The organism is Thermophilibacter mediterraneus, from assembly GCF_900119385.1.
Classification (GTDB): domain Bacteria; phylum Actinomycetota; class Coriobacteriia; order Coriobacteriales; family Atopobiaceae; genus Thermophilibacter; species Thermophilibacter mediterraneus.
Window position 1 is genome coordinate 356047 of the sequence record NZ_FPKO01000008.1, and the last position, 11560, is coordinate 367606.

Below are 11560 nucleotides of genomic sequence, written 5' to 3' on the forward strand. Positions count from 1 at the left end.
GCCGAGGCCTAGCCGCGCGGGCAGCCGGCGCGCTCGGCGAGGCGCCGCACGAGCGAGCCCGCGCCCTTCTCCTGGACGCGCCACGCAGCGGCCATGGCCGTGCGCGCCGCGCGCGAGCGGCAGGTGCGGTAGCAGGCAAAAAGCGTCATCCGGCGGGTCGCCCGCGGCAGGGGCATGGCCGCCACCTCGTCGCGGGACCAGTACCTCGAGAGGATCTCGCGCAGGCCCTCCGCCACGGGAAGGTAGGCGCCGTCATCGAGCTTGAGGGCGTCGTACAGCGAGAAGCCCATGCAGAACCCCACCATCTCCGGCGCGTGCGCGCCGAGGATGCCCTCGCCGTCCCAGTCGGCGAGGATGCGCTCGAGGACCCGGTTGTGCGCGAGCATCTTGGCGCCGAAGTCGGCGGAGAGGGCGCTCATGAGGGACCCCTCCCGGCCGACGCGGTACTCGTAGAGACGGTCGGACACGAGCGCGGTGCGACGGGATCGGGGGTACACCGCGAAGCAGAAGACCTGGTCCTCGCCGAAGCGCACGCCCTCGTCGAACAGGACTCCCCTCGCCTCCAGGAAGTCGCGGCGCAGCGCGATGCGCCACGCGAACGGGCGGGCGCTCTCCCTGAGCAGCAGGTCCATCGAGAAGCCCTCGTAGATGACGTCGCGCGGGCTCAGCGACTCGAGCATCCACGCGGGGCAGGCCGCCTCGTCCGGGAAGCAGCGCGCCCCGTAGACCATCGCGTCGGCGCCGGTGCGGTCGAGCACCTCGACGATGCGCCCGCACGCCCCGGGCGCGAGGCGGTCGTCGGAGTCGAGGAAGCACACGTAGTCGCCGCGCGCGGCGCGGATGCCGGCGTTGCGCGCGCTCGAGAGACCGCCGTTTCGCTGGTCGACCACGCGCACCCGGGCGTCGCGGCGCTCCCATGCCGAGAGGATCTCCCGCGAGCCGTCCGTGGAGCCGTCGTTGACGCAGACGACCTCGAAGTCGCCGAAGTCCTGCCTGGCGACAGACGAGAGGCACTCGTCGAGGTACTTCTCGACGTTGTAGACGGGGACGACGACGGTGAGGCGGCTCATGCGGCGGCGCCCCGCCCGTCGATGCGGCGCACCGAGCGCCCGAAGAGCCTGAACCACGCGATGCGCGCGACGAGCGGCACGCCGCCCATGCGCAGGTAGCGCGCGAGGGTGCCGAGGGCGCCGGGCCGCGCGGCGTAGCGCAGGCGGCAGTAGGCGGCGGGGTCGGCCACGAGCGCGTCGAGCTCGGCGGCAGCGGCGGGCTCGAAGAGCGCGGGGTCCACGAGGCCCTCGGAGCGGATGCGGCGGAACTCCCCCGCCGCGCGCTCGGCGAAGGGCCCGCGCAGCTCGGGAGCCAGGCGGTCGAGGTTCCAGAGGTAGCTGTCGAGCCGCATGCGCGCGAGGATCCGCAGCAGCTCGGCCCCCTCCGCTCCCCCGCGGCCGCGCGCGAACTCCTCCATCGAGGCGTACTCGTCGCAGATGCAGAAGGCCTTGCCGGCGCTGTTGACGGAGGACTGCTCGTTGTCCTGGCGGTAGTTCAGGACGGGCTCCGAGAGGAACGCGACGCTGCGGGCGGACGCCCAGACCTTGAAGCTGAAGCCGCAGTCCTGGTAGGAGGCGCCGGGCGTCTCCAGGAAGCGGACCCCGGAGCGCTCGAGGAACTCGCGCCGGTAGAGCGCCGACCAGATGGAGGGCTTGCGGAAGAAGACGGCGAGGTCGTCGAGGGGGGCGAGGACGCGGGAGGCCTCCCGGTCGTCGACGATGCCGAAGCGCTCGCGGCGCTCGGACGGGCGCGACCAGAAGAGGTAGAAGTCGGCCTTCACGACGTCGGCCCCCGTGCGCTCGGCCTCGGCGTGGAGCAGCTCGAGCGCGCCGGGCTCGAGGAAGTCGTCGGACTCGAGGATGGCCACGTAGCGACCGCGCGCGGAGTCGAGGCCGCGGTTCATGGAGGCGCCGTAGCCGGAGTTGGGCTTGTCGATCACGCGGAACCGCGCGTCGGCGTCGAGGAAGCGCTGGACGATGGCGCGCGAGGCGTCGGTCGATCCGTCGTTCACGCAGATTGCCTCGAAGTCGGCGAAGGTCTGCCCCGCGAGGGAGGACAGGCACCGCTCGAGGTACTTCTCGACGTTGTAGATGGGAACGAGGACGGAGACCTCGGGGACGCCCCGCGCGCCGTCGGGCACGGAGGGGCGCGGAGGGGCGGCGGCCGCCTGCCCCTGAGGGACCGGGCTGGTCTGTGCCATCGTCCCCCCTAGTCCTCGGGCATGTGACGGCCGGTCACGTGGTTGAAGGCACTCTCGAGCACGAAGGCCGGGCCCTCGGCCGCCAGCGAGTAGCGCAGCTCAGAGAGCAGGTACGGCAGGCCCGAGGGCTCGGGCAGCCCGCGCCAGTGCGCGAAGAAGCGCTTGTGGTGCGGGGAGATGCGCGGCGCGCGCTCGACGACGCCCGGGTCCATGAGGGAGACCATCCGCTCGATGCGCTCGACCACGAGCGGGTTGGTCGCGCCGTCGTCGTACATGGCGCCCTCGGCGTAGTTGAACCCGCGCACGTAGTGGCTCGCGAGGATGCCCTCGTCGGTGACCCCGAGCTCGCCCATGATCTCGAGCATGGTCTCCCAGCGCTCGAAGGGGCGCGTGACGGCGTCCGCGGTCTTGTGGTTGCGCGTGGACCCGGGGAGGTCGCAGCGGTAGTTGTAGTACGCGCGGTCGAGGTAGAGGATTGAGCGCGCCTGGCACATGGTCTCGACGAGGAAGGGGTTGTCGGCCCAGCCCGCGCCCGGGTACTCCGGGAAGCGGACGTTGTGCTCGGACAGGAAGTCGCGCCGGTAGATCGCCGACCAGATCGAGGGGTGGTGCTCGATGAGCTCGGGGTGCTCGGCGAGCGCGAAGGGGCGCTCGGAGGTCGCGAGCTTGCCCTTGAGGCTCGAGGCGTGGGGGTGCTGGCGCTTGGGGTCGTCCCAGCGGACGATGTCGGTCCAGGGCGTCTTCACGATGTCGATGGGCTCGTCGAAGCGCGAGGCGAGCTCGAGCATGTCGGCGTACATCCCCGGCTCAATCCAGTCGTCGGGCTCGATGATGGAGACCCAGCGGCCCTGGGCGAGGCTCAGCCCGAGGTTGCAGCCCTGGCCGTAGCCCCCGTTGGGCTTGTCGACCAGGCGCACCCGGGGGTCGCGGGCGGCGTGGGCGCAGATGATCTCGCGCGACCCGTCGGTCGAGCCGTCGTTGATGCAGAGGACCTCGATGTCCCGGTGCGTCTGCACCTCGATGCTGTCGAGACACTGGTCGAGGAACTTCTCGACGTTGTAGATGGGCACGATGACGGAGACGAGCGCCTGGGAGTCGTCACGCATGCAGCTTCCTCCGGAGGTAGGGGTCGAATGGGGCGCTCCCATAATAGCGCCTCTCGCGGACGTGCAGAAAAAGACCCGCATTGCCGGGGCGCGGGTGCAGGGGGTGCGGGCGCGGGGGCGGGGTCGTCGAGTGCGCGGCGTTTCCCATGGCGGCGCGCGCACTCGGCGGGGTTCCTGTCCGCGTGGACAACAACGGGCTCGAGTGCGCGGTGGCCTGCGCGCACTCGGCGGGGTTCCTGTCCGCGAGGACGACAACGGGCTCGAGTGCGCGCTCTTTCCCATGGCGGGGCGCGCACTCGGCGGGGTTCTTGTCCGCACGGACACGAAAGGGCTCGAGTGCGCGGTGGCCTGCGCGCACTCGGCGGGTTTCCTGTCCGCGCGGACGACAACGGGCTCGAGCGCGCGGTGGCCGGCGCGCACTCGGCGGGATTCCTGTCCGAACGGACACAAATAGGCTCGAGTGCGCGCTAACCGGCGCGCACTCGAGCCCATCGCCTCCGCGCCCGGCGCGCGGGCGCCCCCGGCGCTAGCCCAGCTCCCCCACCGCGGCGCGCAGCTCCTCGGTGCGGTCGCAGCGCTCCCAGGTGAACTCGGGGAGCTCGCGGCCGAAGTGGCCGTAGGCCGCGGTCTTCTCGTAGATGGGGCGGCGCAGGTCGAGGTCGCGGATGATGGCGCCCGGACGCAGGTCGAAGACGCGCGTCACGGCCTCCACGATCTTCTCGTCCGCCACCGCGCCGGTACCGAAGGTGTCCACCATCACCGAGAGCGGGTGGCTCACGCCGATGGCGTAGGCGAGCTGTATCTCGCAGCGCCTCGCCAGGCCGGCGGCCACCACGTTCTTGGCCACCCAGCGCGCGGCGTAGGCCGCGGAGCGGTCGACCTTGGTGCAGTCCTTGCCGGAGAAGCACCCGCCGCCGTGACGCCCCATGCCGCCGTAGGTGTCCACGATGATCTTGCGGCCGGTGAGGCCGGTGTCGCCCATGGGGCCGCCCACCACGAAGCGACCGGTGGGGTTCACGTAGACGTCGGCGCCGTGCCACTCGATGCCCACCGCGTCCATGACGGGGGCGATCACGTAGTCGACCATGTCCGCCTTGATGGTGGACATGTCCTCGATGGCGGCGTCGTGCTGCGTGGAGACCACGATGGCGGTGACCTCGACGGGGCGGTCGTCCTCGTAGCGCACGGTCACCTGGGTCTTGCCGTCCGGGCGCAGGTAGGGGACCTGGCCGTTCCTGCGCACCTCGGCGAGGCGCTCCGCCATGCGGCTCGCCAGGTAGTGCGGCATCGGCATGAGGACGGGGGTCTCGTCGGTGGCGTAGCCGAACATCATGCCCTGGTCGCCGGCGCCCACGAGGTCGATCGGGTCGGTGGCGCGACCGGCCTGGGCGTCGAAGGACTCGTCGACGCCGGCCGCAATGTCGGGGCTCTGCTCGTGGATCATGTTGATGACGCCGCAGGTGTCCGCGTCGAAGCCGTACTTGGCGCGGTCGTAGCCGATGCGGCGGATGACGTCGCGGGCGATCGTCTGGACGTCGAGGTAGGCCTCGGTCCGGACCTCTCCGGCCACGACGACCGTGCCCGTGGTCACGAAGGTCTCGCAGGCGCAGCGCACGTTGTCGACGTTGGCGGGCACGCCGGAGGGCGAGACGTAGCCGGCGGCCTGGAGCTCGGCCTCCTTGGCGAGCAGGGCGTCCAAGATGGCGTCCGAGACCTGGTCGCAGATCTTGTCGGGGTGGCCCTCCGTCACGCTCTCCGAGGTGAAGAGGTAGCTGCGGGGGGACGCGATGGAACGATCGAGCTGGGACATGTTTCCTTCTTTCGCTCTCGGGGCGGCCGTTACCATTCCGCCCGGAACCTGATGCGCCCGGGCCGGCGCGCTGGGGGCGCGAGGCTCGGGCGCATAGATGATACCCCATGGGAACGGGCGTCAGACCTCCCCCGCGACAACGCCACACGCCCGCCACGACGCCGCGGGCGAAGCCCGGGACGGGGCTCGGAGACGGCCCCGACGGGCGAGAAGAACCTCGGGTCGGGACGCACGGGCGCCCTCCCCCGCTGCCGCGGGGGAGGGCGGGAGGATGCGACGCCGGGGCCGGGGCGCGCTACGCGCGGCGGCGACGGCTCGCGAGGAACTCCTTGATCTGGGGCCCCGCCACCTGGATCATGATGACCACGATCAGGATGATGCCCTTGATGGTGTCCTGGATGAGCGAGTCCATCTTGAGCGCGATGATGATCTTGTCGATGACGTCGTAGGACAGGGCGCCGAAGAGCACGCCGACCATGCGCCCGCGCCCGCCGCTCATGCTGATGCCGCCGAGCACCACCGAGGCGATGGCGTACATCTCGTAGCTCGATCCGGTCGTCGCGGGGTCGGCGGAGGCGTTCATCGCGACCCACAGGAACGCGGAGAGGCCCACGAGCGCGCCGGCGATCGTGAAGACGAGGGTCTTCATGAGCGGGACGCTGATTCCGGCGAGGTGCGCCGCCCTGGCGTTGGAGCCCACCGCGTAGATCTTCTTTCCGAACTTGGTCGAGGTGCAGAGGAAGACGAAGGCCACGACCGCGAGCACCATGACGATGCCGACGATCGGCACGCCCGCCACGCGCGCGTTGCCGAAGGTGTAGAGCGCGTCGTAGGCGTCGAGCTCGTTGGACATGCGGTACACGGAGCTCCCGTTGCCGATGAGCTCGCCGGGGAGGTGCTGGCAGGCGTACTGCGCGACCGAGCGGTAGATGAGCATCGTCGCGAGGGTCACGATGAACGCGGGCATCTGCACCACGCCCACGAGCAGGCCGTTCACGAGGCCGCACGCGGCGCCGAACACCAGGGCGAACAGCAGCGTGAGCGGGATGGAGCCGGTCACGTTGAACACCACGACCGAGAAGCCCGCCACGAGCGCGAGCATCGACCCCACCGACAGGTCGATCTCGCCGGTGAGGCAGACGATGCCCATGCCGATGGCGATCGTGCCGATGACCGCGCTGTGGCGCAGGACGTTCATGGCCGCGTTGAGCGTGAGCCCGCCGTTGGCGATGGCGTACACGATGAGGATCGCGAGGAAGACGAGCACGAAGCTGTACCGCTTCACGAGCCCGAGCGCGCCCGCGAGGCCCGCCCTCTTTGTCGTCGCGTTATCGTTCACGATTATGCACCTCACTCATTCGTCTCGACCGGGAGGTCGTCGGCTACGGAATTCGTCGAGTAGAGCATGACGGTCTGCTCGTCGATCTCGTCGTGCTCCAGGCGCTTCACGATGCGCCCCTCGTAGAGCACGTAGCAGACGTCCGCGACCTCGCGCAGCTCCGGGATCTCGAGCGTGTTGATGACCACGGTCTTGCCCTGGCGCGCGAGCTCGAGGATCAGATGGTAGATCTCGGCCTTTGCGCCCACGTCGATGCCCTGCGTGGGGTTGTCGAGGAGCAGCAGCTCGGCCTCGGTGTTGAGCCAGCGCGCCATGAAGACCTTCTGCTGGTTGCCGCCCGAGAGCGACAGCACGCTGTCGGAGCTCGAGTTGGCCTTGATGCTGAGCAGCCTCTGGTAGCGCTCGAAGCGCTCCTGCTCGGCGGCCCCGTTGATGACGGGGCGCCTCGCCGAGAGCACGTGCTCGGAGAGGTACATGTTCTCGAGCAGCGACATGTCCGGCACGACCGAGTTCTCCTTGCGGTCGGACGGCAGCATCGCGACGCCCGCCTTCATGGCCTCGTGGATCGAGCCGCCCGAGAGCCTCCTGCCGAACACCTCGACCGAGCCGGACGTGGGGCGCGTCAGCCCGAAGAGGCACTGCATGAGCTCCGTGCTGCCGCAGCCCATGAGGCCCGTGAGGCCGATGACCTGGCCGCGCCTGACCTCCATGGAGACGTCCGAGAAGCCCGGGCCGCTGAGGTGGTCGAGCAAGAGCACGCGCTCCCCCGTCTCGCGGGGCTCCCAGGCGCCGCGCTCCGAGATGGCGGCGCCGACCATCATGCCGGTGACCTCGCGCGGCGTGGTGTCGGCGATCTTTCCCTCGGCCACGAACGAGCCGTTGCGCAGCACCGTGTACGTGTCGCAGAGCTCGAAGACCTCGGGCATCTTGTGGGAGATGAAGATGAACGAGGTGCCCTGGTCGCGCAGGGCGCGGACGATCCGGAACAGGTGCTCGACCTCGGCGGTGTTGAGCGCCGTGGTGGGCTCGTCGAGGATGAGCAGGCGCGCGTTGAAGAAGAGCGCGCGGCTGATCTCGAGGAGCTGCTTCTGGCTCTGCTTGAGGTCGGCGACGAGCGCGGTGGGGTCGATGTCGACGCCCAGCCGGTCGAAGAGGTCGCGCGCCTTCTCGATCATGCTCCGCTTCCTGAGCGAGAAGAGCGGTCCGGTCTCCTCCTGCCCCAGGAAGATGTTCTCGTACGCGAGAAGGTCGTTGAAGAGGTTGAGCTCCTGGTGGACGAAGGCGATGCCCGCCCTCTCGACCGCCTTGATCGAGGCGCCGGTGATGTCGCGCCCGTCGAAGGTGACGGTGCCGGCGTCGGCCGCGTACGAGCCGGTGAGGATGTTCATGAGGGTGGACTTGCCGGCGCCGTTCTCGCCCAGGAGGGCGTGAACCTCGCCGCGCGCCACGTGGAGGTCGACGCCGCTCAGGACGGGAACGCCGCTGAACGACTTGCGGATGCCGCTCATGGTGAGAAGGTCCATAGCGCTCCTTCCGTGCCGTTGTCGGGCCCAGCCGCGCGGCGGGCATCCTGCCGCGCGGGGTGCGTATGCGCTTGCCAGACGCAGCACGGGTCTGGCAAGCGCATAGGAGGGGCGCCCGAGCGCGTGCTGCGGCGCTCGGGCGCCCTGCCTGCCTACTCGATCACTCGAAGCCCACGTAGTCGGCAACGTTGTCGGACGTGACGTTCTCGCAGGCGATGACGTGGTCCTGGGTGACCTCCTCGCCGTCGAGGTAGTCGACCATGTCCTGGATGGCGGTCTGGATCATGGACGGCGAGTAGGTGACGGACATGACGCCGCCGAGGTTGGAGACGATGTCCTGGTAGGACTCGCCGCCGATGACGTCGTAGTACTCCTGCAGGCCGCCGCAGCCGGTGATGAACGGCTTGGTGGCGTAGAAGGCCTCCTTGGCGGAGTCGGAGATGCCGCCGCCGTTGAGGGCCTCGAGGATGCCCATGGCGAGCTCGTCGTCCTCGGCGTACCACCACTTGATCTGCGCGTTCGCCTCGTCGCCGAGCAGCGCCTCGAAGGCGGCCTTGGTGTCGGAGCGGCTCCAGTTCATGGCGCCGGACTTGGTGATGGCGGAGTCGATCTGCTCCTGGGTCCACTTGGACTCCTCGGGGACGGTCTCGCCGTCGAACTCGAGGTTGCCGAGCAGGTACTCGGTGAAGCCGTTGTCGCGCAGGGTGGTCACCGACGAGGTGTCGCCCTGGTAGATGTAGACGGGGTCGCCCGGCTTCATGCCGTTGGCGACGAAGTACGCGGCGGAGCCGGCGCCGATGCCCTCGTTGTCGCCCTTGACGTTGGCGACGGCGGAGTCCTGGACGGCCTCGATGATGCGGTCGAACGCGACGTAGGGCACGCCCGCGTCGACGATCTGCTGGATGGCGGACTGGACGGTGTCGTCGAGCGGCTGGATGACGATGCCCGCGACGTCGGAGAGGTCGCCGGCGAGGATGTCCTCGACCTGGGCGATCTGGTCGGCGGCCGCGCCGGCGGTCTGGAGCTCGGCGGTGTAGGTGCCCGCCTCGTTGACCTCGTCGACCTTCTCCTGGGCGAAGACGCCGACCTGGCCCGTCCAGCCGTGGTCGGGCGACGCGGTCAGCACGTAGATGTGCTTGCCGCCGGCCTCGGTGGTGGCGTCGTCGGCAGCGGGCTCCTGGGTGCCGGAGTCGCAGCCGGCGAGAAAGACGCTGAGCAGCGTGGCGCTCGAACCGGCGAGGAACGTACGACGCGAGATGGTGCTCATGATGGTTCCCTTCTCCTGTGCCTGTGCGGCAGCTATCCCTTCCCCACCCGTTCCCTCCCGGACGGGGCCTTTCCCTGTGGCGCGCGGGGCGGGGCGCCCCGGCCGTCGGCGCGCCCGACCGAGCGGGCGCGCGGGAGCTAGACGATGAACTGCTCCATGTAGCGCTTGGCGAGCTCGACGCCCTTGATCAGGTGCTCGCGGCTGTCCTCGAAGAAGCGGTCCTCGATCTCGAGGCAGCAGTCGCCGTCATAGCCGACCATGGAGAGCTGCGCGACGAACTCCGCCCAGTCGACGTCCCCGTAGCCCGGGATCTTGGGGTCCATGATGTCGAGCGGGTAGGCCATGACGCCGCGGCGGGCGAGCTGCTCGGGCTTGAGCTTGATGTCCTTGAGGTGCACGTGGTAGATCCTGTCGGCGAACTCCCTGATGGCGGCGGAGCAGTCGACCATCTGCCAGACGAAGTGGCTCGGGTCGAGCGCAAGTCCCAGGCTCCTGCTCGGCAGGACCTCGAAGACGCGCTCCCAGTTGGCGGGCGTGGTCATGATGTTCTGGCCGCCGGGCCAGTTGGACGCGTCGAAGAGCATCGGGCAGTTCTCGATGCACACGAGCACGCCCTCAGCCTCGGCCACCTCGAGGATGGGGTTCCAGACCTCCGGGACGATCTCGAGGTTCTCCTCGAGGGTCATGTCCGTCACGCGGCCGATGAAGGTGGTGACCTTGGGCACGCCGAGCCTGGCCGCGGCGCGGATGGTGGCGACGAGGTGGTCGTTGAAGGTCCGGCGACGCTCGAGGTCGGGGTCGAGGTTGTTGGGGTAGTAGGCGAGGGCGCAGATCTCCACGTTCTTCTCGGCGGCATAGTCGAGCACGTGACGGGCGTAGGCCTCGTCCTCGAGCACGCGCTCGGTCTCGATGTGGGTCACCCCACCGTACTTGCGCTCCGCCTTGCCCCGGGGCCAGCAGGCCACCTCGACGCACTCGATGCCCATGCGGGCGACCTCGTCGATCATCTCCTCGTAGGTCCAGCCGTCGAGCAGCGACGTGATGAATCCCATCTTCATGGTCTTGCTCCTTGTCTCTTGCGGCGGCAGGGCCTAGTCCTGCGTGATCTGAATCGTCGTTCCCGTCTTGCTGGACTCCACGCTGGCAAAGACCGCGCGCATGGCGGCGAGCACGCTCTCGCCGGAGACCGCTGGCTCGACATCGCACTCGAGGCAGTCGACGAACGCGTCGATCACGCCCGAGGCGGTCTGGTTGTCGTTGGTCTGGATGGCCTCGACGTCGTAGTACTCGGTCTCGCCGCACTTGAGGTCGACCTCGATCGAGTGGGCCGGGTCGGCGTAGATGCGCATGATGCCCTTGGTGCCGTAGAGGACCGTGGAGTTGTCCTCGGGGCCGTAGTAGGTCCAGCTCGCGGTCATGGTGCCCATGGCGCCGCCGTCCATCGTGTAGATGACCAGGGCGTTGTCGTCGACGCCCACGAGGTTGCCCTCGGCGTCGCGCTTGTCAAGCGTGGCAACCCTGGCCGTGGCGGAGACGACCCTCTGGCCGATGAGCCACTGCACGAGGTCGGTCTTGTGAACACCGAGGTCGGCCATCGCGCCCATCGCGGCGCGCTTGGGGTCAAAGAACCAGCTCCCGGTGCCCGGGTCGACGCTCCAGGTCTCGGGCCCTCCGTGGCCAAAGGTGGTGCGGAAGGTGAGCACGTCGCCGATCTTGCCGGCGTCAAGAAGCTCCTTGGCGCGGACGTGCGCGCGGGCGAAGCGCTGGTTCTGGTCGATCATGAGCTTGAGGCCGGCCTCGCGCGCGGCGGCGACCATGGCCTCGCACTCCTCGATCGTGATGGCCATGGGCTTCTCACACAGCACGTGCTTGCCGGCCTTGAGCGCGGCGATCGTGCTCTCGGCGTGCGTGGCGTTGGAGGTGCAGACACTCACGGCGTCGATCTTGGGGTCGGCGAGAAGATCCTCGAGGGTGTCGTAGGCACGGCAGCCGTGCTCGGCCGCAAGGGCGCGGGCGCGCTCGACGTTCACGTCAAAGAGGCCGACGAGCTGGGCGTTGGGGTTTGCCTCGTACTCGGGGATGTGGCGGACCTGGGCGATCTTGCCGCAGCCAATGATGCCGATCCTGACCATTGCGACCTCCTCGTCTGGGGCGCCGGGCGCCCCGTCCCGCTGGCTGAAACGAGTTTTCATTCGTAATGCCGCATATCTTTCAGCACCGATGCTATGAGGTTTTCATTCTTCGCGTCGCGGACATTCCCCGAA

Annotated in this window: 9 protein-coding genes; all 9 read right to left on the reverse strand. The window is 69.2% G+C overall.

Annotated features, from left to right (window positions below):
• Window positions 1-8: 8 nt before the first annotated feature.
• The 9 genes from BQ7106_RS03665 to BQ7106_RS03705 all read right to left on the reverse strand — a co-directional run bounded on the left by BQ7106_RS03665 (window position 9) and on the right by BQ7106_RS03705 (window position 11428).
• On the reverse strand, window positions 9-1070 hold the full coding sequence (locus BQ7106_RS03665) for a glycosyltransferase family 2 protein (protein ID WP_072371404.1): 1062 nt from the start codon (window positions 1068-1070) through the stop codon (window positions 9-11).
• Window positions 1067-2251 carry a glycosyltransferase family 2 protein gene (locus tag BQ7106_RS03670; RefSeq protein ID WP_083526881.1) on the reverse strand — a complete coding sequence of 395 codons (1185 nt, stop codon included), beginning with the start codon at window positions 2249-2251 and terminating at the stop codon, window positions 1067-1069. Before BQ7106_RS03670 ends, BQ7106_RS03665 begins: the two co-directional genes overlap by 4 nt.
• A gap of 8 nt (window positions 2252-2259) precedes the next feature.
• Complete coding sequence (locus tag BQ7106_RS03675) at window positions 2260-3357, reverse strand: glycosyltransferase (protein ID WP_072371410.1); 1098 nt, start codon at window positions 3355-3357, stop codon at window positions 2260-2262.
• A 526-nt stretch (window positions 3358-3883) separates the two neighbouring features.
• Window positions 3884-5167, reverse strand: coding sequence for a methionine adenosyltransferase (metK, locus tag BQ7106_RS03680; protein ID WP_072371413.1), 1284 nt, complete (start codon window positions 5165-5167; stop codon window positions 3884-3886).
• Between the two features lie 295 nt (window positions 5168-5462).
• Window positions 5463-6506 carry an ABC transporter permease gene (locus tag BQ7106_RS03685; protein ID WP_072372041.1) on the reverse strand — a complete coding sequence of 348 codons (1044 nt, stop codon included), beginning with the start codon at window positions 6504-6506 and terminating at the stop codon, window positions 5463-5465.
• A gap of 11 nt (window positions 6507-6517) precedes the next feature.
• A complete protein-coding gene (locus tag BQ7106_RS03690; RefSeq protein WP_072371416.1) occupies window positions 6518-8029 on the reverse strand; it encodes a sugar ABC transporter ATP-binding protein in 1512 nt (503 codons plus the stop codon).
• Between the two features lie 160 nt (window positions 8030-8189).
• Window positions 8190-9296, reverse strand: a complete 1107-nt coding sequence (locus BQ7106_RS03695) for a substrate-binding domain-containing protein (protein WP_072371419.1) — start codon at window positions 9294-9296, stop codon at window positions 8190-8192.
• Window positions 9297-9433: 137 nt separating this feature from the next.
• Window positions 9434-10354 (reverse strand): sugar phosphate isomerase/epimerase family protein, encoded by a 921-nt coding sequence (locus BQ7106_RS03700; protein WP_072371422.1) that lies wholly within the window; start codon window positions 10352-10354, stop codon window positions 9434-9436.
• A 33-nt stretch (window positions 10355-10387) separates the two neighbouring features.
• The gene (locus tag BQ7106_RS03705; RefSeq protein WP_072371425.1) at window positions 10388-11428 is read right to left on the reverse strand and encodes a Gfo/Idh/MocA family protein; all 1041 of its coding nucleotides are present in this window, start codon (window positions 11426-11428) and stop codon (window positions 10388-10390) included.
• Window positions 11429-11560 lie beyond the last annotated feature (132 nt).

Coding starts and splice junctions, on each gene's coding strand:
- BQ7106_RS03695 (WP_072371419.1), bottom strand. CDS start 9,296: ATGAGCACCATCTCGCGTCGTACGTTCCTCGCCGGTTCGAGCGCCACG.
- BQ7106_RS03665 (WP_072371404.1), bottom strand. CDS start 1,070: ATGAGCCGCCTCACCGTCGTCGTCCCCGTCTACAACGTCGAGAAGTAC.
- BQ7106_RS03670 (WP_083526881.1), bottom strand. CDS start 2,251: ATGGCACAGACCAGCCCGGTCCCTCAGGGGCAGGCGGCCGCCGCCCCT.
- BQ7106_RS03690 (WP_072371416.1), bottom strand. CDS start 8,029: ATGGACCTTCTCACCATGAGCGGCATCCGCAAGTCGTTCAGCGGCGTT.
- BQ7106_RS03705 (WP_072371425.1), bottom strand. CDS start 11,428: ATGGTCAGGATCGGCATCATTGGCTGCGGCAAGATCGCCCAGGTCCGC.
- BQ7106_RS03675 (WP_072371410.1), bottom strand. CDS start 3,357: ATGCGTGACGACTCCCAGGCGCTCGTCTCCGTCATCGTGCCCATCTAC.
- BQ7106_RS03700 (WP_072371422.1), bottom strand. CDS start 10,354: ATGAAGATGGGATTCATCACGTCGCTGCTCGACGGCTGGACCTACGAG.
- metK (WP_072371413.1), bottom strand. CDS start 5,167: ATGTCCCAGCTCGATCGTTCCATCGCGTCCCCCCGCAGCTACCTCTTC.